Origin of the sequence: Psychroflexus aurantiacus, assembly GCF_010820555.1 — a bacterium.
GTDB lineage: Bacteria > Bacteroidota > Bacteroidia > Flavobacteriales > Flavobacteriaceae > Psychroflexus > Psychroflexus aurantiacus.
In genome coordinates, this window is the sequence record NZ_JAAIKD010000004.1 from 18,222 (window position 1) to 43,893 (window position 25,672).

A 25,672-nucleotide genomic window follows, 5' to 3' on the forward strand; every position below is an offset into this window, starting at 1 on the left:
GATTATGGAAACGGGATGATTTAATTTAAACAGATTTTTGAAGAACAGCATAGTAGAAACCATCGAAACCGGACTTATGGGCTAGAATTTTTTCATCGTTTTTCTTCTCAAAAGCATTTCCAGATTCAGAATTTAAAAATTCCTGGACCTGCATCTGGTTTTCAGAAGGTAAAATGGAGCAGGTGGCATAGACCAGTAAACCTCCGGGTTTCACCATTTTGCTGTAGTCCTGAAGTAAATCCTGCTGCTTTTGTCTTATTTCCACTAAAAATTCAGGAGTTAATTTCCATTTTGCATCTGGATTTCGACGCAAGACCCCTAGTCCTGTGCAGGGTGCATCAATAAGTACTCGGTCTGCAGAATCATGTAGTTTTTTGATGACTTTGGTAGAGTCAATGACGCGTGTCTCCAGGTTGTGAGCTCCGGCTCTTTTGGCTCTGCGCTTTAATTCTTTCAATTTATTGGCATAGATATCCATAGCGATAATCTGTCCTTTGTTTTCCATCAGGGCAGCCATATGAAGCGATTTGCCTCCAGCACCAGCACAGGCGTCAACAACACGCATGCCAGGCTCGAGTTCAAGTGCGTGCGCTACTTTTTGAGAAGACCCGTCTTGAACTTCAAAAAAACCTTTTTTGAAGGCTTCCGTTTTAAATACATCAGCTCGGTCGTAAAGCTCTAAAGCTTCTGGATAGCCTTTCACCGTTTTGGTGGGGATAAATTCCTCATCCAAAATGAGCTGAAGTTTTTTAGGTGTGGTTTTTAAAGTATTTGTTCTGAGGATGACTTTAGCCTGCTCATTAAGAGCTTTGATTTCCGGTTCCCAAAGCTTGCCCAGTTCTTTTCGACCAAGTTCATCGAGCCAGTCTGGTATGGATTCCGCATATTTGGTGATTTTAGACAGTTCATCGAACCTGCCTTTAATACGTCGGGTTGGGGTGTCCTCAAATTGCTTCCAGTCTGGAATTTCAATTCCTTTTAAGGTGGCCCAAACGGTAAAGAGTCTAAATAGATTTGGTCTGGAATACGGAGGGTTAACGTCGGCAATTTCAGAATATAATCTTTTCCATCTTACGATGTCGTAAGTGGTTTCTGCTATAAAGCCTCGGTCTCTGGACCCCCAGCGTTTATCGCGTTTTAAAGTATTGGATATTTCCTTGTCGGCGTACTTGCCTTCGTTGAAGATAAGGTGTAAAGTGTCTATGACAGCGAAAACTAAATTTCTATGTAAGCGCATGATTTTGATTTAATCTGCAAAAATAGATATTTAGTCCTTAGAAGACTTATCAGAACGGTATTGTTTCAAAAGTTTTTTATGAAAATCGTACTCCGCTTTTTTTAGCATCATAATTTGCTTGGCAGAAATCACTTCTTTTAAATCATTTACAAAGTCTACTCTGTAATCCACTCTTGCTTGTTTATAAGCCATATAATCTTCCAGAAGCTTTTCCGCTTCTGTCTGATTCAAATTTTTAATGGTATTCAATCTGGATTTGATCTGAGCCCATTCTTCAGATCGGAGCTTATCATACCTGTTGTTATGCTCATTGTAAACAGGCCAGAACCTCTTGGCTTCACTAGCGGTAAGATCGAGTTCTTTCGTGAAAAAGGCAATTTTTAATTGTTCAATTTTATCGCCTTCCGTATCCTGAGCTTTTCCATAAAAGCTGAAAATAAAGGTAAATAAAATCAGAAATATTGTTTTTTTACTCATTGTCAAAATCTTCATCCTCAAGATTATCGTTGAGGTATTCTATAATATCGTTATCTTCTAAAGTTGTAATGTTTTGGTCCACTAATTTATTAACAGAGGTGTTTTCATAATCAATAAACTCTTCAGGATTATCTAAATAGGTATCCAGGTACCTTTCAATCATATCATTATTCAAATCTGAAAACTGGATGTCCTGATTGGGACTTATTTCGTCTATATACAAGGCACCAATAATGGCAAAGGCTACAATAGCTGCTGCGGCTACCCATTTACCCCATTCCCGTAAGTGGATGACTCTGGTTTGATGTTCTTCTGAAGGCGTTTCAAGTTTAAAATTAGCAAAGTAGTCCTCAGGCGTTTTAAAACCAGATTTTTTAACGCAGGCATCCGACTTTAACTTAGATAATACACTAGTCTCCAGGGTCTCGAAATAATTTTCAGGGACCTTGAATCCAGATTTTTTAGCGTGTATGTTTTTAGTTTTTATCATTATAATTAAGACTCAATTTCAGGTGAAAGGTTTAATTCTCTTTCAAAAAATTTTCTACTTTCTTTCTGGCATGGTGAAAGTTAGACTTTAATGCCCCTACACTTGAATTTAATATTTCTGACATTTCCTCGTAAGGTATTTCTTCAAAGTAACGCATATTAAAGACGATCTTTTGCTGCTGAGGCAAGGCTTCAATAGCTTTTTGCAGTTGAAGTTGAATCTCATCGCCTTCAAAATAAACATCACTTTCCAAGGAATCCAAAAGATAATCATTTAATTCCTGATCTGAAAGCTTCATTTTTTTGGCTTTCTTATTCAAAAATGTGATGGACTCGTTGGTAGCTATCCGATACATCCAACTAAAAAGTTTGCTGTCTCCTTTAAAGTTTTTGATGTTTTTAAACACTTTTATAAAGGTATTTTGAAGCACATCATCGGCATCTTCATGCAGTTTCACGATGGTTCTTATATGCCAGTAAAGACGTACTTTATGCTCAGATATAAGAGCCTGAAAGGCCTCATTGGTTTTGATGCCTTTTTGTAAATTCTCAATGATGTCTTCTTCTTTCAAAGTTTTTAGTTATTCAAAGGATTGCATGTCGACTAGTTTTTTATAGACCCCGTCGATAGTCATCAGTTCATCGTGTTTACCCTGTTCTACAATTTCGCCCTGGTGTAGAACAAGAATAGTATCTGCATTCTTAATGGTAGACAGTCGGTGCGCGATGACCATAGAGGTCCGGTTTTGCATCATGTTTTCCAAAGCTTTTTGGACTAGCTGTTCGCTTTCCGTATCCAATGCCGAAGTAGCCTCATCCAGGATCATAAGGGGAGGGTTTTTTAAAACTGCGCGTGCTATCGAAATTCTTTGCTTTTGACCACCACTCAGTTTACCGCCGCTATCGCCAATATTGGTCTCCATCCGTTTTGGGAATGCCATTACAAATTCATATGCATTGGCAATTTTAAGCGCGCTGATCAGTTCATCTTCGCTAGCATCGGGCTTGCCTATTTTCAAATTTTCTTTGATGCTGTCATTAAATAATATGGAATCCTGAGTCACCAGACCCATAAGGCTTCTAAGAGACTCCTGAGTCATGTTTTTGATGTTGACCCCATCGATTTTAATCTCGCCTTCCTCGATGTCATAAAAGCGAGTGACTAAGTTGGCGATAGTAGATTTTCCGCTTCCGGACTGTCCAACCAAAGCTATGGTTTTCCCTTTTTTTACAGTTGCACTAAAATTTTTGAGCACGTATTCTTTTTCGTATCTGAAAGAGACCTGATCAAAGGTTAGTTCTGAAGTAAACGCGTCTTTAGTGACTGCGTCTTCCTTATCCTGAATCGTGTTGTCAGTTTCAAGAATTTCTAAAACCCGTTCTGCGGCTGCATTTCCTTTTTTTACATTATACGATGCTTTGGAAATTCCCTTGGCAGGTGTCAGGATGTTATAAGCCAATCCCATATAGGCAATAAAGGTACTTCCATCCAAAGTTCCGTCAATCAGGACCATTCGGCCTCCATACCATAACAATACAGCAATGACACTGATTCCTAAAAATTCACTGGCAGGCGAGGCCAGATTTTGACGGTTCAGTAATTTATTGGAAAAGTCATAAAATTTCTGAGTGGAAGCTTTGAATTTATTGTAGAAAATAGATTCAGCATTAAAGCCTTTTATGATTTTCAAACCCCCCAGGGTTTCCTCCAAAATGGATAAAAACTGACCTTGCTCTTCCTGAACTCTATCTGATTTTTTCTTTAGAGATTTTCCTATCATCGAAATGATAAACCCGGAAATCGGAATGAATATGAACACAAAAACAGTCAGTTCCCAGCTGATGAGCAGCATGGCTCCAATGGTGAATAGAATAGTAAGCGGTTCTCTGACGATCAGTTCTAAAATGGATAAAAATGAATGCTGAATCTCCAATACATCACTGGTTATCCTGGCAATTGTGTCCCCTTTTCGCTTTTCAGAATAATGAGAAAGCGGTAATTCTATGGTTTTTTTATACAAGGCATTTCTTAAATCCTTCAAGACTCCATTTCTTAAAAACGTAATGAAGTACATCGCGATGTAGTTGGAGATGTTTTTGAGAAAAAATAAGATAATGACCAAACTTATGACCAAAACCAGGGCAAGAGAAGCATCGTCCTGTGCAAATTCATTGACCTGAAAGGACAAGTAGTCCTTGAAATAGTCTTTGGCTTTACTAATACCGCTATAAACAGGAGGCTCTGTTATTTTTCCTGCATCACTACCTTTAAAAAGTACATCCAGCATAGGAATAAGCGCTATAAAGGATAAAGCACTGAACAGGGCATAGAAAGCATTGGCAATGATATTGAGTATGGCGTACTTCTTATAGGGCTTCGCAAAGCGTAGTATTTTTTTAAAATATGTCATAAACTTTATCTAGTCCGTAAGTCCCAAATCAGCTTTTATAGCCTCAATTTTTGAGTCTAATTCCTTATCAACCGTTTCAAATTCTGAAAGTTCTTCTAAAGATGAGTTCACACTGATGTAAAATTTAATTTTAGGCTCGGTTCCGCTGGGTCTTGCCGCGACTTTAGTTCCGTTTTCAGTATAGTAAATGAGAACGTTAGACTTCGGTATATCTATCTCGTGAGGTTCATGAGATTGCATATTTTTTGCAATCGACGTTTCATAATCTTCAATAAGAACCACCTGTTCACCAGCGATCTCTTTATGTGGGTGCTCTCTTAAATCTATCATTTTCTGTTTGATTTCTTCAGCACCTTCGAGTCCGCGTTTTACCAGGGAGACTAAGTTTTCCTTGAAAAAACCATGGTCTTTATAAATTTTGATGAGCTGCTCATACACAGAGGTCCCCTGAGCCTTTAACTCTGCTGCCATTTCACATACCAGTAAAATTGCCGTATTGGCATCCTTGTCTCTAACAAAATCGCCTACCATATAGCCAAAACTCTCTTCACCACCGCCAATATAATCCAATTCCGGATGATCCTTAATCAGTTTGGCTATCCACTTAAAACCTGTCAGGCTTTCCATGTATTTCACCCCATAAGCTTCGGTAATTACTTTCATAAGAGGAGTGGAAACAATGGTTGAGGCTACAAAATGAGACTCTTTAAGATTTCCGCTTTGCTTCATCTTGTCCAGCAGATACCAGGTCATCAGAACCATGGTCTGGTTGCCGTTAAGCAGCGTCAGTTCGCCCTGCTTATTTCTCACGGCAATACCCAGTCTGTCTCCATCAGGGTCTGTGCCGATGGCAAGATCGCTGTTTTGCTTATTGCCAAGTTCGATAGCCATTTCCAGAGCTTCCGGCTCTTCCGGATTGGGAGATTTTACAGTTGGGAACTCCGGATCCGGCTCAGACTGTGCCTCTACCAGCTGAAGGTTTTGGTAACCCGCTTTTTTCAAAAGTGCCGGAACGGTGGTGATCGATGTTCCGTGTAAAGCGGTGAATGTGATATTTAGATTTTTTTTGACTTCAGCAGATAGATTAAAATCGACATTCTTCACTGCTTCGTCTAAGTAGGCATTTTCAACAGACGCATCCAGTGTCATTATCAATTCTGAATTTCCATCGAAATTGATATCTGTAAAATCTAACCTATTAATTTCTGAAATGATTTCCTTATCCTGAGGCGGTACCAGTTGCCCTCCATCTTTCCAATAGACTTTGTAGCCGTTATATTCTGGCGGATTGTGACTTGCCGTCAGCATAATTCCGCAGTGGCAGTCCAGATGTCGAACCGAGTAGGATAGAAGTGGAGTTGGTCTTAATTCTGGAAAGATGTACACATGAATTCCATTGGCAGAAAACACATCGGCTACATGGTGAGCGAAAGCTTTGCTGTTGTGCCTGCAGTCATAAGCAATGACTACTTTTAGGCTTTCATCAGGAAACTGAGCTTTCATGTAGTTTGAAATTCCCTGGGTGTTTTTTCCTAAGGTGTATTTGTTGATTCGATTGGTACCCACACCCATGATTCCACGCATGCCGCCGGTTCCAAAGCTCAGGTTCTGGAAAAAGCTTTCCTCCAGAAGTTTTTGGTCGTTATCCATAAGATTCTGCACCTCTTTTATGGTATCCTTATCAAAAGTATCTGTGAGCCAGGATTTAGCCTTATCTACTATGTTACTCATAATCTTTTAAATTATATTTTTTCAGAAATTGAATACTGTTTTCGTTTATGTTTTGTTCTCAGAAATAATTCCCCCAGAAAACCCGCTAAAAACATTTGAACACCTATAATCATAGATGACAAAGCTATATAAAACCAGGGATTATTGACCACCAATATGTTAGGTAACCCATTCCAGAGCTTATAAAGTTTGGAAGCGCCAATCCATACCGCCGAAAGGAATCCCACTAAAAACATCAAAACACCAATGGCTCCAAATAAATGCATGGGGCGTTTTCCAAATTTTGAAAAGAACCATAGGGTGACCAGGTCCAGAAATCCATTGATGAAGCGTTCTGCTCCAAATTTGGTTTTACCGTACTTTCTAGCTTGATGCTTTACAACTTTTTCTCCTATTTTAGTATAGCCGGCTTGTTTAGCTAATACAGGGATGTAACGGTGCATTTCTCCATTGACATCTATATTTTTTACAACCTCCAGTTTGTAAGCCTTAAGGCCACAATTAAAGTCATGAAGTTTTAGGCCAGAAGTCATTCGTGCAGCCTTATTGAAAAGTTTAGAGGGTAAATTTTTAAAGAGCACAGAATCGTATCTCTTTTTTTTCCAGCCTGAAATGAGATCGTAGTCTTCCGTTTTGATAAGGCGAAATAATTCTGGAATTTCTTCAGGATTGTCCTGAAGATCTGCATCCATAGTAATGACCACCTCTCCCTTTGCTTCTATGAAACCGGCGTGGAGGGCTTGAGATTTTCCGTAGTTTTTTCTAAAATTGATACCGCGTACGCTATCAAACCCGCCTGCATACCCTGGGTGGGAAGGTTCAGAAGAAAGGCTTTTTATAATTTCCCAGGAGTCGTCCGTACTTCCGTCGTTGATGAAAATGATTTCGTAAGTGAATTTGTTGTTCTGCATAACGTCTCTAATCCAACTATGAAGCTCTTTCAGGGATTCAGATTCATTAAGCAGAGGGATTACAATGGATATATCCATAGGATCAATTGTTTCGTTTAATCATCCCAACGATAAGACCGACCAAAAAGGTTTTAAAAATAATGGAGATCAGGCCAAGTGTGGCAAGCACAAATGGAGACGCAAAAATACCCGATAAACCTTTTGTCATTTCAGCTTCTTCTTCACTCATTTGTTGCTGCTGAATTTCAGCTTCCATTTCAGCTTCCATACTGGCTTTCATGTCTGCGATAAATTCGGGCTGAATAAATTCATAATGCATATAGGTGTAGAACGCATAGATTAAACCGCCAATGACACCAATGGATAAGCCTAATTTAATGGAGGTTGTAAGATCTATAAGACCGTCATTATCAATTTTGTAAAGATGAATGGCATACCAGACAATAGCTACCGTGATAACAAAATTCATAATTGAAATCATGGTATTGGACTCATAATTGAACGCATAAAGCAAAACTAAGATGAGAATAGAATAGGCTCCAAAGAGAGAGCCAAATCTCGTAGCGTAAGGTTTTACAGGAATATCTTGATGCATATATAAGTTTTGTAATTCGCAAATATAAGCAATAGCCTACATTTTAAAGGTTTTAATTCTTCCTCTTAGTTTTACTTTTCATCTGAAATAGCTTCAGTAAGCATTTCTTTCAGGTTTTTTGTGATCTTGGTGGGTAAGTCATTTTCAAATTCTTCTCCATGTAATTTTGCCGTGAAGGACAACTCATGGAAATGAACCGAAACCTGCCCGCCTTCCTTTTCCTCTACAAGTACTTTGAGCGGAAGGTCAATGGAGAAATTAGGATTTTGCTTCATAAGCTGAGTGCCGACTTTTGGATTTCCAAATACAAATAGGTGAAGAGGCTTCAGCTCAAGACTGATTTCTTCAGCATCTTTTGAAAAGTCTTTAGATTCAAAACCTGTTAAATCGCCATTGTTCTCAATCATTTTTTCAATCGAAGCAACGGTCTCCTTATAATCTTTCGTGCTTTTTAAAGTGACTATGCCATTATAATCTAAAGAGTCTATTGGAGAAGTTTGTGTATACGCTGCCTTGCTGCTTTGCTTCAAAAAGGTTTCCGAAAGAGCTCCAATGCTTCTCAACGCCGCACTTTTAGGCAGGTTATAGCGCTTCAGGAAATAGTCTTCACTTCTGGCGACAACAAACTTTTCACTATCCATACTATAAAACCCTATTCTCACAGGAAATTCTAAAGCCATCAATGGATTTACTTTAATTAAGGGCACACTGTATCTTGGATTATCTATGAAAAAGACCTGATTAAAACCTAACTCAAGGTTGATGTTTTTTGCATTTTCAGCGTGATCTATGTCTGTAGAAATCTCCAGGGTCCTGTCTGTGTTTACATAGGATTTAAAATTTTCGGCTGCTTCTTTTAAGTCGTCGGTTTTGGTAAAAATTAATCCGGGTGAAACTTGTTCATCAATTTTTGAAATGTCTTTTTTTTCAGGATTGTCTATGCAGGAAATGACAAAAAAGGAGAGTAGGACAGGAAATATAATTTGGAATCTGTTGTGCATTGGTTTTGCTTTTTAACAAATCTACCAAAATAGAAACTATTCGTCTTCGATTTGACCGAATATATAAAGCAGAAGCTTTTAAATCTTTTATATTTACCATCAAACTATAAGAAACCATGAAACATTTGCTAAAAGTCAAAGTAAATGATGTCTATGAGTTTGAATTTGAACAACACCAAATTCAAAACTTAGATGTTCAGAAAACCACTTCTGGAACCCATCATTTGCTTGTCAAAGATAAGTCGGTAACTTCAGAATTAGTCGCTTCAGATTTTTTAAATAGAACGTATACAGTTAAAATCAATTCCAATCTCTATCAGGTTCAGATATCAAATGAACTTGATGTCCTGATTAAGGACATGGGACTTTCCTTATCCGCTCACCAGGTCATCAATGAAATCAAAGCGCCCATGCCCGGGATGATTCTGGATGTGATGGTGGAAGTTGGTCAGGAAGTGAACGAAGGCGATAATTTGTTGGTTTTGGAAGCGATGAAGATGGAAAACACTATCCTGGCACCCAGAGATGCGGTTATCAAATCCATAACTATAGAAAAGGGAAAGACTGTTAGTAAGAATGAGGTTTTAATCGAAATGGAATAAATCACGTTACAATGAAGAAAATATTAGTTGCAAACCGGGGAGAGATAGCCTTAAGAGTCATGAAAACCATCAAGCAAATGGGGATCAAAACCGTGGCTATTTTTTCCGAAGCAGACAGGAATGCCCCTCACGTCAGATTTGCCGATGAAGCGATTTGCGTAGGCCCGGCACCTTCCAATCAGTCCTATTTATTAGGCGATAAAATTATTGAAATTGCCAAGTCTCACGATGTAGACGGCATTCATCCCGGATATGGATTTTTAAGTGAAAATGCAGACTTTGCTGAAAACGTAGAGAAAAACGGCCTGACGTTTATAGGTCCCAAGTCCCATGCCATTCGCATTATGGGAGATAAACTTTCAGCCAAGGAAACTGTAAAAACATACGACATCCCTATGGTACCCGGCATAGATGAGGCCATTACAGATACGCAAAAAGCCAAAGAAATCGCCAAACAAATAGGCTATCCTATTCTTATCAAAGCCTCAGCCGGGGGTGGAGGTAAAGGTATGCGTGTGGTTGACGCCGAAAGTAAACTCGAAGAGCAGATGAAACGGGCCATTAGTGAAGCAGAATCTGCTTTTGGAAATGGTGCTGTTTTCATTGAAAAATATGTGGGCTCCCCCCGACATATCGAAATTCAGATTTTGGCAGACACCCATGGTCACGTGCTGCATCTGTTTGAGCGTGAATGTTCGATTCAAAGAAGACACCAGAAGGTCGTAGAGGAAGCGCCTTCTACGATCTTAAGCCCGGAATTGAGAGAAAAGATGGGACAGGCCGCTATCGATGTGGCAAAATCTTGTGATTATGTGGGGGCTGGAACAGTTGAATTTCTGATGGATGAACATAAAAATTTCTACTTCCTGGAAATGAATACTCGGCTCCAGGTAGAACATCCCGTTACTGAACTTATTACTGGCGTGGATTTAGTTGAACAGCAAATCCGAATTGCCAGGGGAGAGGTTTTGCAGATAGAACAAAAGGATTTGAAAATTAACGGACATGCTCTGGAATTGAGAGTCTATGCCGAAGACCCTACCGATGATTTTCTTCCAAGTGTGGGAACCCTGGAGCGATACAGGAAACCAAGTGGTGAGGGAATACGCGTAGATGATGGATTTGAAGAAGGTATGGAAATTCCTATCTATTACGATCCCATGTTGTCCAAACTCATCACTTATGGAGCCGATCGTGAAGCTGCCTTGCAACTCATGCTGGAAGCTATCAAACTTTACGAAGTGAAAGGCGTCGCGACAACTTTGCCGTTTGGAAAGTTTGTGTTTAATCATGAAGCTTTTCGCTCAGGAGATTTTGATACGCATTTTGTCAAAAACTTTTATACCCCGGAAATTCTGGAGGAGGAAGAAAAAGAAGAGGCTTATTTAGCCGCTTTGATGGCGATGAAGCAGTATCAGGCTGATCAGAAAAAATTACGTTTACCAAAAGTCACTTCAGAAATTAAAACCCATGAGTAAAAACATAAAAATACTTCAAGATAAACTCGACCAAGCCAAACTTGGCGGAGGTCAAAAGCGAATCGATAAACAACACGAAAAGAAAAAATTAACCGCCAGAGAACGGGTAAATTATCTCCTGGATGAAGGCTCCTTTGAAGAAATGGGAGCCCTTGTAACTCACAGAACCACAGAGTTCGGGATGCAGAATCAAATCTATTATGGGGATGGGGTGGTTACAGGTTATGGAACGGTAAACAACAAGCTGGTGTATGTCTATGCTCAGGATTTCACGGTCTTTGGTGGGGCTTTATCAGAAACCCACGCCGAAAAGATCTGTAAGTTGATGGATCATGCTGTTAAAGTAGGTGCGCCCATCATCGGACTCAACGATTCCGGTGGGGCAAGAATTCAAGAAGGCGTAAGGTCGCTTGGAGGGTATGCCGATATTTTTTACAGAAACGTGCAGGCCTCTGGAGTCGTGCCTCAAATCTCCGCCATTATGGGCCCCTGTGCGGGAGGGGCGGTATATTCACCGGCGATGACCGATTTTACGTTTATGGTAGAAAATACCAGTTATATGTTTGTGACCGGCCCCAATGTTGTGAAAACGGTTACCAATGAGGAAGTGACCTCTGAGGAACTAGGCGGAGCAAGTACGCATTCTACCAAGTCTGGTGTGACCCATTTTACCTCGGTGAATGATGTGGAGTGCTTAGAACACATCAAGGTTTTATTGAGTTATATTCCACAAAACAATAGGGAGACGGCTCAACATCTTCCAATGGAATTTGATGATGAACTTCGTGAAAACCTGGATTCACTCATACCCGATAGTCCCAACAAACCTTATGACATGCATGAAGTGATTCGGGGTATTATCGATAAGGATTCCTTTTTTGAAGTTCATAAAAATTATGCTGAAAATATTCTGGTAGGTTTCTCCAGAATAGGAGGAAGGAGTGTTGGCGTTGTGGCCAATCAGCCTATGAGCCTGGCTGGCGTTCTCGACGTGGATGCTTCTAAGAAAGCAGCCAGATTCGTCAGGTTTTGTGACGCGTTTAATATTCCCTTACTCGTCCTGGTGGATGTTCCCGGATTTTTGCCAGGTACAGACCAGGAATGGAACGGTATTATTTTACATGGTGCTAAACTGCTCTATGCCTTAAGTGAGGCTACAGTACCCCGCGTTACCGTTATAACGAGAAAAGCCTATGGAGGCGCCTATGATGTGATGAATTCCAAGCACATTGGCGCTGACCTTAATTTTGCCTGGCCAACGGCTGAGATTGCTGTAATGGGAGCAAAAGGCGCTTCGGAAATTATTTTCAGAAAGGAAATTCAGGAAGCAGAAGATTCTGAATTGAAATTATCTGAAAAAGAAGCTGAATATGCCGAAACCTTCGCCAATCCATTTAAAGCGGCACAAAGAGGCTTTATTGACGAAGTGATTATGCCGAGAGATACACGCAGAAAACTGATCAAAGCTTTTGCCATGCTCGAAAACAAAGAGGTGCAGCGCCCCAAACGAAAACACGGAAATATTCCATTATAGATTCAACAAAAAAACCTCAGAAATGAGGTTTTTTTGTTGAATTGAATTTTTATAATCCCGCTCGTGCTTTATTCAAACTTAGAATTACATGCGTTGAGGAACATCAATTCCAAGCACTTTAAAGCTTTTCTGAATGACTTCACCAACAAGTCTGGCAAGTTCCACTCTAAATTCGATTTGCTGAGGTTCATCTGCTCCCAGAATTGAAATGTTTTGATAGAAGGAATTGAACTCTTTCACCAAGTCATACACATAATTCGCGACAAGCGCAGGACTATACTGCTCTGCTGCCTGTTGAATGATCTCCGGAAACTGATTCAACATCTTGATTAAGGCTTTCTCTTTGACGTCAAACTGATACTTGGACAAATCTAAAGTGGTCACTTCCTGATCTGCCTTTCTCAGTATGGATTGAATTCTGGCGTAAGTGTACTGTATAAAAGGTCCTGTATTCCCTTGAAAATCTACAGACTCTTTTGGATCAAACAGGATTCGCTTTTTTGGATCCACTTTCAGGATGTAATACTTTAGCGCTCCCAGACCTATCATTCTGTATAGCTCGTTTCTCTCTTCCTCATCATAGCCTTCTAGTTTGCCGAGTTCCTGGGAAATGGATTTTGCTGTCGAAATCATTTCTTCGATCAAATCGTCTGCATCTACAACATTCCCCTCCCGGCTTTTCATTTTACCGCTAGGTAAATCGACCATACCATAACTCAGGTGAAAGAGATGGTCTGCCCATTCAAAGCCTAATTTCTTCAGAATCAGAAATAAAACTTTGAAGTGGTAATCCTGTTCGTTTCCAACGGTGAAGATCATTTCGTCGATCTCGTAATCCGAAATCCTTTGGATAGCGGTTCCGATATCCTGTGTCATATAGACAGCTGTACCGTCTGATCTTAGCACTATTTTTTCATCCAGACCTTCTTCAGAAAGATCTATCCATACGCTGCCATCTTCTTTTTTGAAGAAAACGCCGCTTTCCAGTCCGGTATTGATGTGATCTTTACCCAAAAGGTAAGTTTCACTTTCATAATAATTTTTATCGAAATCCACTCCCAGGTTAGCATAGGTAATTTCGAAGCCGTCATATACCCACTGGTTCATGGTTTTCCAAAGTTCAACGACTTCGGTATCACCTGCTTCCCATTTTTTGAGCATGTTTTGGGCTTCAACAAAGATTGGGGCCTCTTTTTTGGCTTCTTCTACAATCTTTCCTTTTTGTACAAGTTCTTCAATTTCTACTTTGTAAGCCTTGTCAAATTCTACATAATACTTACCAACTAAATGATCTCCTTTGACTCCCGAGGTTTTAGGCGTTTCTCCATCTCCGAATTTCTGCCAGGCCACCATGCTTTTACAAATATGGATGCCGCGGTCGTTGATGATCTGAGTTTTATAGACTTGTTTTCCGGCTGCTTTTTGAATTTCAGCTACTGAAAATCCAAGAAGATTATTTCTGACATGGCCCAGGTGTAAAGGCTTATTGGTGTTTGGAGAAGAATATTCTACCATCACCTTGTCGCTTTCAGGGCTTGCTTCTTTAAAACCAAAATTTTGGTCCTCTCGCATGTTTTTGATCAGGTCTGAAAAGTAAGATTCAGCCAGTGATAAATTCAGAAATCCTTTAACCACATTGAATTTTGAAATTACATCAGATGATTTTGTAAGATATTCGCCAATTTGTTCACCCAATTGAACGGGATTGGTTTTTATGTATTTCAAAAGAGGAAAAACCACAAGCGTTAGATCGCCTTCAAATTCTTTTCTAGTGAGTTGAAATTCAAAGGATTCAACATCCACTTGATGCGTTTCTTTTAAGTAATTTGATATGTGCTTAGAAAGTTTTGCTTCTAGGGTCATAGTAATTGTATTTCAGTTGCAAAGATAATCTAAAAATTAGAGGCTATTCCCAGAAGAGCGAGTGGAATTAAGTATATTTCAAAGAAAAAATGCTTTTAAATGTATCTTACAATAGGCCTAAAATAAAAGAGCAGATCATTGAAGAAGTTGGTAAGCCCTTTACAATCATGGAACGTATCAAACTGGGCGGTATAGGTTCAGGAAAACTGAATATTCACTCATCGAGCATTCAGATCTATAATCTTCTTATTTTAGACAACAATTTGAATATTTGTGGTGTTGAGATGAGACCCAAAGGAATTATTGTCACCTTTAGATCTTTACTCGAAACTTATGCGCTGGTTATTCCGTATTACAAACTCAAATTGTACAAAGGTCAGTCTAAGGTTTACTCCATTTACATGGATAATTATTTCGTAAAAGTTGAGGCCAAAGAAAAACGGAATCACGAATTTTTGAAAAAAATTTTAAAATATAAATCAGATCACTTTTCCAGCGATTTTGAAAAATACTAACTTATGAAAATACTTCTTACAGGTGCCAACGGATATATAGGAATGCGGGTACTGCCCATGCTTTTGGATGAAGGCCATGAGGTGGTTTGTGCTGTAAGAAGTGCAGATCGGCTTTCTGTCGATAAAGAAACCAAAAAGAAAATAGAAATAATTGAAGTGGACTTGCTGGATGAGGTGAAGCCAAACCTCTTTCCGAAAGATATTGACGCGGCTTATTATCTCGTTCATTCCATGACGAGTTCGATGTCCAATTTTTCAAAAAAAGAACAAACTACTGCGGAGAATTTTAATGCTTACATGAAAGACACCAATGTTGAGCAGGTGATTTTTCTGAGCGGTATCGTGAATGAAGACAACCTTTCGGAACACCTTGAATCTCGAAAAAACGTGGAGTCTATTCTTTATAAGGGAGATTATAAGCTGACAGTAGTGAGGGCTGGTATAATCGTCGGTTCAGGAAGTGCTTCCTTCGAGATTCTTAGGGATTTATGTGAAAAATTACCAATAATGGTTACGCCGAAGTGGGTTAATACCAAGTGCCAGCCAATTGGAATTCGCGACGTTTTGAAATTCCTTACGGGTGTTTTGGGCAAAGAGGAAACCTATAATGATTCATTTGATATCGGAGGCCCCGATGTGCTTACCTATAAGGAGATGATGAAGAAATATGCGAAAGTCAGAGAGTTGAATCTAACGATTTTCAATGTACCGGTGATGACTCCCAAGCTCTCGTCTTACTGGTTATATTTTGTGACTTCCACCTCTTATAAACTGGCGACGAATCTTGTAGATAGCATGCGGGTGAATGTGATTGCAAAAGATTGTCGCCTTCAGGATATGCTCAACATAGAGCCTCATACCTATGAAGAAGCTATACAGATGGCTTTTGTTAAAATTGAGCAAAACCAAGTCATTTCCAGCTGGAAAGATTCAAAAGTAAGCAGTCGTTATTCTCAGAAAGACTTAAATAAATACATCAAAGTTCCCAAATACGGGTGTTTGCATGATCGCCAGTCTATGAAGGCTGAGAATCCGCACAAGGCTTTGGAAAAAATCTGGGCGATTGGCGGAAAAACGGGTTGGTATTATGCCAACACGCTTTGGAAAATAAGAGGGTACATAGATAAGCTCTTTGGTGGAGTGGGCTTGAGAAGAGGAAGAACAAACTCAGATAAAATCAATATCGGGGATTCTCTGGATTTCTGGAGGGTGCTCATGGCCGACAAAGAAGAACGACGACTGCTTTTATTCGCCGAAATGAAAATTCCGGGGGAAGCCTGGTTAGAATTTTATATCGACGATGAGGATGTTGTTCATCAAAATGCCACGTTTAGGCCCAGAGGATTGAAGGGAAGGCTATACTGGTACTCTATGCTGCCTTTTCACTATTTCATATTTAACGGCATGCTGTTACAAATCTGCAAACCTTGAACTATCTAAAGGATAAGATTTCATCCTCTGTGGTTAAGCTAAAGACTCCAAAACCTTGAGAATCCAGTCGGATAGTCCGTTCTGAAGCTGTATTCTTAAGGGTGATATTATTGAAAACCACAGTGATATTAAAGCTTCTTGAAATTTGATTAGTTCTATAATAATCTACCACTAAAGATTCTGAACTGTCAGTATCCAGGTAATTTGGAATTCCATCCTGATCGGTATCATCATCTCTTGGATTTAAATCTGTTTGTGCAGGGGGAACGCCAGTGTCTAAAGCATTGAGATCCTCATAGCGTGTAATCACCCCGTCGCCATCGTCATCTGCGTCAAGGTAGTTGGGAATTCCATCACCGTCGGTGTCAGCGTTGATTTCATTGGCAGCTGCGGCATTAAGCTCTGAAATGGTAGGAATATTATCATTGTCATCATCGATGTCAAGAAAATTGGGTATTCCATCGTTATCTGTATCCAAATTGAAAACAGTGCCTGTAAAATTCCCGTTTTCATCTATCGGTCTTTCCTCTAAATCGGGTATGCCGTCAGCATCCGTATCCACATCGGGATCAGATTCTCTTGTTATCGTAAATTCCACACTCCCTCCTGAAGTGCTTTCATACTCTTCAATAACATTGGGCTGGCTGGGTGGAATTTCCCCGCAGAAATAGGCATCACTACTCACACTGGCGTCCAGTCTTCTGAAATTGACCAGGTTTGAATTGTTGATGGGAACTGAAAAACCATCTGGATTTATAACATCTATGATATTCTCAAGGATGTCTCGTTGAAAAGTGAAAGCAATAGCTTCATTCGACTCCGTTACGATGTGGAGTACTTTTCGGTTATTATCAAATTCACAAAGATTTAAATTGGATTCTTCATTAAAATTAAAATCGCTTACAATGATATCCCCGTCATCACAAGCTATGAGAGCAAGCAGACTGATGGAAAGTATAACTAGTTTTTTCATTTTCTTAAATCTAGGCTCAAATATAAGATACTAAAGAGATTCCATTAAAATTTAAATTAATTTTGTAAAATAATTTTAAGTCATGGAAACAGTTTATTTAGATAACGCCGCAACGACTCAGATCGATGATGAAGTGATTTCAGCGATGCATGAAAGTATGCGGTCAAATTTTGGAAATCCTTCTTCTACGCATGCCTTTGGCAGAAAAGCCAAGGCAGCAGTGGAGACAGCAAGGAAATCGATTGCCTCTTTACTCAATGTCTCTCCGTCAAATATCGTCTTTACCTCTGGCGGAACTGAAGCCGATAATATGGCTATTTCCTGTGCGGTGAGAGATCTCGGCGTGACCCGGATTATCTCCTCCAGAATAGAACATCATGCCGTTTTGAACTGCCTTGAGTTTTTGGATGCGGAACATAAAATCGATCTTCAGTTTGTCAATTTAGATGAGAATGGCTCTGTCGATTTAGCGCATTTGGAACAGCTTTTAGCTGAAAATCCTACTGCTAAAACGCTTGTCTCTTTAATGCACATCAATAATGAAATCGGAAACATCCTGGATATTAAAGCCGTGGGTGAATTATGCCAGAAACACAAGGCTTATTTCCATAGTGATACCGTTCAGTCTGTAGGGCATTATGAAATGAATCTTTCAGAGATACCTGTTGATTTTATCGCTGTTAGTGCTCATAAATTTCATGGTCCCAAAGGGGTCGGGTTTTTATACGTCAAAAGCAGAAGCCATCTTAAGCCTTTTATTCATGGAGGCTCACAGGAGCGGGAGCTAAGAGCAGGGACTGAAAGTGTTCATAATATAGTCGGTATGCAAAGAGCTCTGGAACTGGCCTGTTCCAACCTGAAAGAAGAATCAAAGTACATCAAGTCCTTAAAAAAACACTTCATGACTTCTTTGAAAGCCGAAATACCGGGCATACGCTTCAACGGGCTTTCCGGAGATTTGGAGAATAGCACCTATACCCTGGTGAATGTGAGTATTCCACTTTCGGTTTCAGAATCTGATATGATGCTTTTTCAGCTGGACCTCAAAGGAATAGCCTGTTCCAAGGGCAGCGCATGCCAGAGCGGTGCTCAGTTGGGTTCTTTTGTGTTAAATGAAGTTTACGGTGAAAAGCTGGATTATCCGGGTATTCGATTTTCATTTTCAAAATTCACAACCCCAAAAGAATTGGATTACGTGATCTCTACGTTGAAAAGCTTAGCTCTTTCAGAAGCGAACTGAGAGTTTTAAATTTAAAACCCGTGGACTCAAAAAGTTAGGAATGGCAAACTGGTTTCGAGTCGAAGCATCTCTTACAAAGGTGTTTGTGATGGAGTTTAACCGGTCAAACATATTGAAGACTTCAAAACCCAGCTCCACACTTTCAAAAATGCTTAGCCAGTCATTTTTGCTGAGGTTGTCATTCGGTTCCTTTAAAGCATAGAAAAAACCCACGTCTACGCGCTGATAATCGGGTAGACGGGTTTGAAAGTCATAGGGGTCTTCAAACTGGGGAGAACCTCCGGGCAAGCCCGTGTTATAAACCAGGTTCAGGTAAAGTTTCAGTTTAGGCATCCTGGGAACATAATCCTGAAATAAGGCAGCAAATTTGAGTCGCTGGTCTGTAGGCCTTGCAATGTACTCCCGCTGGCCCAGGCGCTCCTGAGTTTTTAAAAAGCCAAAGCTGAACCAGCTTTCCGTCCCTGGAACAAATTCCCCATTGAGCCTCATATCCAGTCCGTAAGCATAAGCTTCGGCATCGTTTCTGGCTCGGTATCGAATTCTCACGTTCTCTATGGTATAGGGATTGACATCCTCTAGTTTTTTATAATAGGCTTCCGTAATCAGTTTAAAAGGTCTGTCCCACATTTTAAAACTGTAATCGTTACCGGCGACCACGTGAAAGGACTTTTGAGCCTCTACCGTGGGAATGACCGTTCCGGTAGAATCTCTAAGCGCTCTGTAAAACGGAGGCTGGTGATAAAATCCCCCGGAAAGCCGAAATAACATGTCCTTGTCCCAATTTGGTTTTAAAGAGATTTGAGCTCTCGGACTCCAGATGTGTTGGGTGGTTGAATTGATGTTTTTACCGGAAACTCTCCAGGACTGAGTTCTGAGTCCGGCATTCATCCATAACTTTGAATCTCCAAGGCGCGTTCTGTAGCTCCATTGCAGGAAGGCTGAGATTCTGTCAATTTTTGTTGAATTACGTGCCCTTATGCTTTGGAAAACTTCTAGGGGAGCATCAAATGGATTGTAAGGCTGATCGTTGGCAAAATCGGGTAGTGGAGGTCTGATGCTAAAACCGGCAGAGTCAATGACCTCGTATTCCTTTAAGCGGTCCCGAATGTCTTCATGTGTAAATTTCGCACCGAACTCCAGAAGGTGTTCATCGATCTGATAGCTTGCCAGGTGCTGAAGATTAACGATCAAGGCATCCAGGTTATTCCTGGCATGCGTAAACTGAGAACCGGCCCCTTCGGTAAATTCTACCTCACCAAGGTTACCATCTCCAAAATCTGTACTGACGTTTCCCAGCCGGTAATTGGCAAGGATATCGAAATATTCCTGCTCTTTCGTATGGTAAGCAGAAGCAATAAGCTTTCCAACATATCTGTCGTTTGGTTTATAGGTGGCTTTGAAGGCTCCAAAATAGGTTTCGTATTTGTCTTCTTCTTCGCCTTCATAAAAAACCAGTAAAGCCTTAGGCTCGGTTATGGTTCCGAAATTGGTTTGCCGGGTTATCGGCTCATAATTGTAGCTGTTGATGGCTATATTTCCAAGAAAACTCAATTCAAATTTTGAGTTGAACTGGTAAGTCAAAAAGGTCTGAACGTCTGCAAATCTGGGTTTAAAATTAGCCTCTATATCTTTCGAATTGACAAAAAGAGAATTGTCTCTGTACCTCATGCCTAGGATAGCCGATAGTTTCTTGTCTTCGGAAACACCCTCTACAGAAGCACTTCCGCCCAGGAAACTGGCTTCAAAACTCCCTCCAAAACTTACGGGTCTTCTGTATTCTATATCCAAAACCGAAGACATTTTATCACCATACCTGGCTTTGAAGCCTCCTGCAGAAAATTCAACGTTTCTCACCAAATCGGTATTCACAAAACTCAGACCTTCCTGCTGTCCACTTCGTATTAGAAATGGTCTGTAAATCTCAATATCGTTCACATAGACCAGGTTCTCATCATAGTTTCCCCCTCTTACAGAGTACTGGGTGCTTAGCTCGTTGTTGGAATTCACTCCAGGCAGGGTTTTCAAAAGATTCTCCACACCGGCATTGGCTCCGGGAATCTTGCGAACGGTTTCAGGCGAAAGCGTCGTCACCCCCTCAACTCTGGTTCTTTTTTCATTCTGAAGAAATACCTCACCCATCTGTTCAATAGTGGTCTTTAAAACGAAGTTGATCTCTTCTATCTGATTGGGTTTTAAACTGAGTTTGACTGTAATGGGTTTATACCCCACATGGGATATTTTTAATTCTAAACTTTGATTGGCGGGTAGGCTAAGTCTGTAAAATCCATTGAGATTGGAGACGGTCCCCGACGATGAAGAACTGATATTTGCAAAGGGAACAGGATTTTGGTCTTCGTCAAAAATAATTCCTTGAACATTACCTGTTTGAGAAAAAACTGCCGTAGTGCAAACAACAAAAAGGAATAAATAAAGATATTTCAAGTCTGATGGAATTAGTTTTTCCTGAAAAATACTGCCTCAAATATAGCAGTATTTCCCACCTTATCTGTAACAACGACTTTTAATTCATTTTTAGTATCAGAAATTCTCCCATCGTTAAAATCATGGGTAAGGGTTTTGGTCTTATAATCATATTCCATCAGGATAAATTCGCCGTTCACGGTTGCTCTATAATTTTCAATGCCCGTGTCTTCATCGTCAATTTCCAGCTCCAGGAACCTGAAATTAGAAACCCACTGCTTGTCTCTGAAGTTTTTAGGCTTTATGGTTGGTGCTTTGGTATCTTCAAATAACCGATAAGTTCCAAATTCGTTCACCTTTGTGGTTAGCCTGTCTTTCTTTTTATAGGTGCTTACGTAATAGTTGCTGTCCCAGGGGGTTACCGAAGCGATATAAAGTTTAGCTTGATCTTCCGGGCTATACTGGCTAACGTCAAATCCCAGCGTAAGTGATTTATGCAGTGGAGTAGTAGGGTCGTGTAATTTTACACTCAAACCTTCTATGTCAATATCCAGATAGATGTCTTCATAAAGCGCATCTTTTGGAATATAAACGTCGATTTTACCTTCTTCAAAAACAGAAGCTGAATTTGCTTTGGCAAAATAGTCGGTTTCTTTTACAGCCTTCGGAATTAGATTTTCCCTGACCTCTGTAATTAGCGGAATGACTATGGATTGCGTGTTCCCTCTAAAGTCTGAAACCAAAATCTGAAAACTTTGATCGAGATTGTCTTTCTCAATAGTGACGCTCCCGTCGTTATAAAGATCCTTATACAGACTTAAAGGGTTGTTAGGCTCCAAAAAAAGTTTTTGGATTCTTCGCCTTTCCGTGGCATAGTATTCAAAATCGATAAGACGATTGATATAGCGGGATTCGGAGAACGAAAACTTGTCGAACCTGGCTTCAAAAACAGGCTTTCCATTTAGCTTCGTGACTACGGCATAGATACCGTTTTTATTGTAAGTTAAGTCCAGAATGTCGTTAGCATCTATTCCAAATCCAATCGTTCCAAAGGCTTTAACAGGTTCGGTCCTGTAGCTGCCATCATTGCGCTGAATTAATTTGAGCTGAACGCGGTCTGTCTGACCGTTCACGTGAGAATTTGGACTCAGTGGATAAGCATGAAGGGCGAATATTTGAGGTTTTTTTGAATCCTTGATGTCCTCAAATCCGAATAAAAACGGATTCATGGGTTTCGACCTATAATCCCGAATTTCAAAATGCAAATGTGGTCCTCCGCTTGAGCCAGAATTTCCACTGTATCCAATGATTTCGCCTTGCTCAACCTTCAGTTCTGTATCTGAAGGAAATATCTCGATCTCATAAGATTCCTTCTGGTACTGGGCTTTTTTAACCAAAGCTTCAATTTTAGGTGAAAAATTATTTAAATGCGCGTATACACTTTGATAACCATTGGGATGATAAACATAAAGGGCTTTGCCATAACCGCCATGTTGAATTTTGATTCGACCTACATATCCTTCTGCTGAAGCTTTAACGGCCAGACCTGTGACTCCCTTTGTTTTGATATCCATTCCCGCATGGAAATGATTGGACCGCAGTTCCCCAAAAGTACCTGAAAGTAACAGCGGTATGTCCAGGGGTTTTTCAAAATAATCTTTCGGAATTTCGCCTTGAGCATACAGGGTGCTGATGCTTAATACATAGATTAGAATGAGGTATTTAAGACGCATTTAGGGGAGTTTATAAAATTAAAATTATGAGTTTAAGCGTTGTCGTTTTGCTTCAAAAATAAGAATTGCAGCAGATACGGAAACATTAAGGGAGTCTACTTTACCCTCCATTGGTATATTGATGATCTTATAGGCTTCAGACCTCCAGTGTTCGGACAAGCCTTCGTGCTCTGTGCCTACAACAAAGGCAGCAGGTCCTGTAAAAGCTTCTTCCAGATATGAGCTGGAATCCTGGAGTGCAGCGGCAAAAATTTGAATGTTATGCTTCTTAAGGTAATCAATTATTTCAGAAGTTGTTCCCGTTGCAATAGAATTTGTGAACAGGGTTCCTACGCTGGAACGAATAATATTGGGGTTGTAAAGGTCTGTTTTAGGATTGGCAATAATCACGGCATCCAGACGGGCAGCATCACTGGTCCTTAACAAGGCACCGATATTCCCTGGTTTTTCCGGAGCTTCTGCTACCAGAATTAAAGGCGATTTAGTTTCAAACTTTAACTTTTCAAGCGTCAGTTCTTTGGAATCAGCAACTGCTATCACACCCCCGGTTGAAGAGCGGTAAGTGATTTTTTCAAAAACGGCTTTAGAGATCTCCAGCACTTCACAGTCTAAAGCATCCAGCGAGATGTCCTCTTCGAAAATGTCTGGGCAAACCAGCACTTGCTTTAGGCTATACCTGGCTTCCATGGCATAGGTGAGCTCTTGAATTCCTTCAATGACAAATTCACCGGAGGTTTTCCGAAGTCTGGATTTTTTCTGAAGCAAAAGCAAATGCTTGATGAGCGGGTTGCTAAGGCTTGAAATGTGTTTCCTCATAATTCAAAGCTAAAAAAGCTTCTGAAAGTCAAATTTCAGAAGCTTCATATGTATATAAATCTTAAGGTCTATAAATGAATGACTTCATCGTAAGCCGCTGCTGTAGCTTCCATCACTGCTTCACTCATCGTAGGATGCGGGTGAACAGTCTTTAAAACCTCATGACCAGTGGTTTCAAGTTTTCTGCCCAAAACAGCTTCAGCAATCATATCGGTTACTCCAGCGCCAATCATGTGGCAGCCCAACCATTCTCCGTATTTGGCATCAAAAATAACTTTTACAAAACCATCTTTAGCCCCCGAGGCACTTGCTTTACCGGAAGCTGAGAATGGGAATTTTCCAACTTTGATCTCATACCCTGCTTCCTTGGCCTGTTTTTCTGTCATTCCAACACTGGCTATCTCAGGATTAGAATACGTACAGCCAGGAATATTGCTGTAATCCAGAGCTTCAACTTTTTGACCAGCTATTTTTTCAACACAAATGATGCCTTCTGCAGAAGCCACGTGAGCGAGGGCCGGACCAGGCGTTACATCTCCAATGGCGTAGTAACCAGGAACGTTGGTCTGATAAAAATCGTTGACTGTAATCTTATCCTTATCGGTTTTGATTCCCACCTCTTCCAGGCCGATGTTTTCGATATGGGTTTTGATTCCCACAGCCGATAAAACGATGTCCGCTTCTATCGTTTCTTCTCCTTTTTTGGTTTTAACTGTTGCTTTTACTTTTTTACCGGAAGTATCCACGCTTTCTACCGAAGAATTGGTCATCACCTTGATGCCTTTCTTTTTGTATATTTTTTCGAATTGCTTTGAAACTTCTTCATCTTCCAAAGGAACGATGTTTGGTAAATATTCTACCAAGGTCACTTTGGTACCCATATCGTTATAGAAACTCGCAAACTCTGAACCTATGGCACCAGACCCCACAACAATCATCGATTCTGGCTGCTTATCTAACGTCATGGCTTTTCTGTAACCTATCACTTTTTTACCATCCTGAGGCAAGTTTGGCAACTCTCTGGAATGTGCTCCGGTGGCGATGATTATATGATCTGCTTCATATTCGGTAGTCTTGTCTTTATCATCTTTTACTGAAACTTTCTTTCCTTTTTTGAGGGTTCCATAGCCCATGATGACATCAATCTTGTTTTTCTTCATCAGAAATTGAACCCCTTTGCTCATTCCTTCAGCAATATCTCTGCTGCGTTTGACGACTTTAGTAAAGTCTTTATCGGGATTATCTACTTTAAGACCGTAATCTTCAGCATGGTTCAAATATTGAAAAACCTGTGCACTTTTTAGTAAAGCTTTTGTAGGGATACATCCCCAGTTGAGGCAAACACCACCCAAACTTTCTTTTTCAATAACAGCTGTTTTAAGACCAAGTTGAGATGCTCGTATCGCCGTAACATACCCGCCTGGTCCACTTCCTAAAACTATAACATCGTATTTACTCATAATATTTTTTTTGCTAAGATTTCTAAAAGCGCTAAATTAAGAATAATCCACAAATTCTACACTTAAAACACCAGTCTTATTTATAGAACCAGGGCTAAAGCTATCCCCAAAACGATAATGCCAAATTTGTAAATATTGAATTTGTGATCTTTTGAGGATTCGAATAGAATGGTGGTCGACACATGAAGAAAAATACCGATAACTATGGCATCTAGGTAGAGGCTGATTCCATCAAGTAAAGTGGTATTGTTCTGAACAAAACTTCCAAGTGGGGTCATCAGTGCAAAAAGAACAAGAAAGCTGATTATTTTGAATTTTGACAAATTGGTATTGAACAGAAATGAGGCTATAATAATGGCTATAGGAACTTTATGCACAATGACGGCATAGAGTAAATGTTCGTTGCCATGCAGGGGGATGCCTTCCAGAAAGGCGTGGATCGATAAACTGATAAAGAGGACAAAAGGAAAGCTTTCCTTTTCTTTTGAAAGATGGAAATGCCCGTGTTCTGCTCCGCCGGATAAATATTCTAAAATAATCTGAAGTAAAATACCACCTAAAATAAAAACGCCGACTGAACTGCCCCCTGAATTATAAATATCGGGTAGAAACTCTAAAACAGTAACCGATAGTAAAAAAGATCCGCTAAAGGCAAGTAACAGGTTGATTGTTGTTAATTTCCGATGAAGAAAATATGAGATCCCAAAACCTATAAGTACTGCGAGTATGGGTAAAAGTATATTCATAGGCTTGG

22 protein-coding genes are annotated in these 25,672 nt (G+C 40.1%); 6 read left to right on the forward strand and 16 right to left on the reverse strand.

Features of this window, described 5'->3' with window-relative positions; all coding sequences use genetic code 11:
- Positions 1-25: 25 nt before the first annotated feature.
- The 9 genes from G3567_RS07700 to G3567_RS07740 form a co-directional block, all read right to left on the reverse strand.
- The gene (locus tag G3567_RS07700; protein WP_164004756.1) at positions 26-1,237 is read right to left on the reverse strand and encodes an RsmB/NOP family class I SAM-dependent RNA methyltransferase; all 1,212 of its coding nucleotides are present in this window, start codon (positions 1,235-1,237) and stop codon (positions 26-28) included.
- 30 nt (positions 1,238-1,267) lie between these two features.
- Positions 1,268-1,714 (reverse strand): hypothetical protein, encoded by a 447-nt coding sequence (locus G3567_RS07705; RefSeq protein WP_164004757.1) that lies wholly within the window; start codon positions 1,712-1,714, stop codon positions 1,268-1,270.
- Entirely contained in the window at positions 1,707-2,204 is a 498-nt protein-coding gene (locus tag G3567_RS07710; protein WP_164004758.1) for a hypothetical protein, read from the reverse strand. Before G3567_RS07710 ends, G3567_RS07705 begins: the two co-directional genes overlap by 8 nt.
- Positions 2,205-2,235: 31 nt before the next feature.
- Positions 2,236-2,775, reverse strand: a complete 540-nt coding sequence (locus G3567_RS07715) for an RNA polymerase sigma factor (protein WP_164004759.1) — start codon at positions 2,773-2,775, stop codon at positions 2,236-2,238.
- A gap of 9 nt (positions 2,776-2,784) precedes the next feature.
- Positions 2,785-4,614 carry an ABC transporter ATP-binding protein gene (locus tag G3567_RS07720; RefSeq protein WP_164004760.1) on the reverse strand — a complete coding sequence of 610 codons (1,830 nt, stop codon included), beginning with the start codon at positions 4,612-4,614 and terminating at the stop codon, positions 2,785-2,787.
- A gap of 9 nt (positions 4,615-4,623) precedes the next feature.
- Positions 4,624-6,345, reverse strand: coding sequence for a phospho-sugar mutase (locus tag G3567_RS07725; RefSeq protein WP_164004761.1), 1,722 nt, complete (start codon positions 6,343-6,345; stop codon positions 4,624-4,626).
- Positions 6,346-6,356: 11 nt separating this feature from the next.
- A complete protein-coding gene (locus G3567_RS07730; protein ID WP_164004762.1) occupies positions 6,357-7,334 on the reverse strand; it encodes a glycosyltransferase family 2 protein in 978 nt (325 codons plus the stop codon).
- Positions 7,335-7,338: 4 nt separating this feature from the next.
- A complete protein-coding gene (locus G3567_RS07735; protein ID WP_164004763.1) occupies positions 7,339-7,851 on the reverse strand; it encodes a DUF4199 domain-containing protein in 513 nt (170 codons plus the stop codon).
- A 71-nt stretch (positions 7,852-7,922) separates the two neighbouring features.
- The gene (locus G3567_RS07740) at positions 7,923-8,852 is read right to left on the reverse strand and encodes a DUF302 domain-containing protein (protein ID WP_164004764.1); all 930 of its coding nucleotides are present in this window, start codon (positions 8,850-8,852) and stop codon (positions 7,923-7,925) included.
- A 116-nt stretch (positions 8,853-8,968) separates the two neighbouring features.
- On the opposite strand from G3567_RS07740, the gene G3567_RS07745 reads away from it, so the two are divergent.
- Genes G3567_RS07745 through G3567_RS07755 form a run of 3 tightly spaced genes read left to right on the forward strand, consistent with a single transcriptional unit; the run spans position 8,969 to position 12,466 of the window.
- Positions 8,969-9,454: a biotin/lipoyl-containing protein gene (locus G3567_RS07745; RefSeq protein ID WP_164004765.1), complete on the forward strand. Its 486-nt coding sequence runs from the start codon at positions 8,969-8,971 to the stop codon at positions 9,452-9,454.
- Between the two features lie 11 nt (positions 9,455-9,465).
- Positions 9,466-10,932, forward strand: coding sequence for an acetyl-CoA carboxylase biotin carboxylase subunit (gene accC / locus G3567_RS07750; protein WP_164004766.1), 1,467 nt, complete (start codon positions 9,466-9,468; stop codon positions 10,930-10,932).
- Complete coding sequence (locus G3567_RS07755; protein ID WP_164004767.1) at positions 10,925-12,466, forward strand: acyl-CoA carboxylase subunit beta; 1,542 nt, start codon at positions 10,925-10,927, stop codon at positions 12,464-12,466. Before accC ends, G3567_RS07755 begins: the two co-directional genes overlap by 8 nt.
- Before the next feature lie 84 nt (positions 12,467-12,550).
- On the opposite strand, the gene argS is transcribed toward G3567_RS07755, so the two are convergent.
- Positions 12,551-14,329, reverse strand: a complete 1,779-nt coding sequence (gene argS, locus G3567_RS07760) for an arginine--tRNA ligase (RefSeq protein ID WP_164004768.1) — start codon at positions 14,327-14,329, stop codon at positions 12,551-12,553.
- 89 nt (positions 14,330-14,418) lie between these two features.
- Between argS and G3567_RS07765 the strand changes: the two genes are divergently transcribed.
- Together G3567_RS07765 and G3567_RS07770 are read left to right on the forward strand one after the other, a co-directional pair.
- Positions 14,419-14,844 carry a hypothetical protein gene (locus G3567_RS07765; RefSeq protein ID WP_164004769.1) on the forward strand — a complete coding sequence of 142 codons (426 nt, stop codon included), beginning with the start codon at positions 14,419-14,421 and terminating at the stop codon, positions 14,842-14,844.
- Positions 14,845-14,847: 3 nt separating this feature from the next.
- A complete protein-coding gene (locus tag G3567_RS07770; RefSeq protein ID WP_164004770.1) occupies positions 14,848-16,275 on the forward strand; it encodes an SDR family oxidoreductase in 1,428 nt (475 codons plus the stop codon).
- 1 nt (position 16,276) lies between these two features.
- On the opposite strand, the gene G3567_RS07775 is transcribed toward G3567_RS07770, so the two are convergent.
- Positions 16,277-17,248: a hypothetical protein gene (locus tag G3567_RS07775; RefSeq protein ID WP_164004771.1), complete on the reverse strand. Its 972-nt coding sequence runs from the start codon at positions 17,246-17,248 to the stop codon at positions 16,277-16,279.
- 82 nt (positions 17,249-17,330) lie between these two features.
- On the opposite strand from G3567_RS07775, the gene G3567_RS07780 reads away from it, so the two are divergent.
- Positions 17,331-18,488 carry a cysteine desulfurase family protein gene (locus G3567_RS07780; RefSeq protein WP_164004772.1) on the forward strand — a complete coding sequence of 386 codons (1,158 nt, stop codon included), beginning with the start codon at positions 17,331-17,333 and terminating at the stop codon, positions 18,486-18,488.
- Here the strand turns inward: G3567_RS07780 and G3567_RS07785 are convergent.
- The 5 genes from G3567_RS07785 to G3567_RS07805 all read right to left on the reverse strand — a co-directional run bounded on the left by G3567_RS07785 (position 18,474) and on the right by G3567_RS07805 (position 25,664).
- Positions 18,474-20,930: a TonB-dependent receptor gene (locus G3567_RS07785; RefSeq protein ID WP_164004773.1), complete on the reverse strand. Its 2,457-nt coding sequence runs from the start codon at positions 20,928-20,930 to the stop codon at positions 18,474-18,476. The genes G3567_RS07780 and G3567_RS07785 overlap by 15 nt on opposite strands.
- A gap of 11 nt (positions 20,931-20,941) precedes the next feature.
- Positions 20,942-22,642, reverse strand: a complete 1,701-nt coding sequence (locus tag G3567_RS07790; protein WP_164004774.1) for a M23 family metallopeptidase — start codon at positions 22,640-22,642, stop codon at positions 20,942-20,944.
- A 24-nt stretch (positions 22,643-22,666) separates the two neighbouring features.
- Positions 22,667-23,458, reverse strand: a complete 792-nt coding sequence (locus G3567_RS07795; protein ID WP_164004775.1) for a TrmH family RNA methyltransferase — start codon at positions 23,456-23,458, stop codon at positions 22,667-22,669.
- A gap of 68 nt (positions 23,459-23,526) precedes the next feature.
- Positions 23,527-24,918 carry a dihydrolipoyl dehydrogenase gene (gene lpdA / locus G3567_RS07800; RefSeq protein WP_164004776.1) on the reverse strand — a complete coding sequence of 464 codons (1,392 nt, stop codon included), beginning with the start codon at positions 24,916-24,918 and terminating at the stop codon, positions 23,527-23,529.
- 80 nt (positions 24,919-24,998) lie between these two features.
- The gene (locus G3567_RS07805; protein WP_164004777.1) at positions 24,999-25,664 is read right to left on the reverse strand and encodes a ZIP family metal transporter; all 666 of its coding nucleotides are present in this window, start codon (positions 25,662-25,664) and stop codon (positions 24,999-25,001) included.
- Positions 25,665-25,672: the final 8 nt, after the last annotated feature.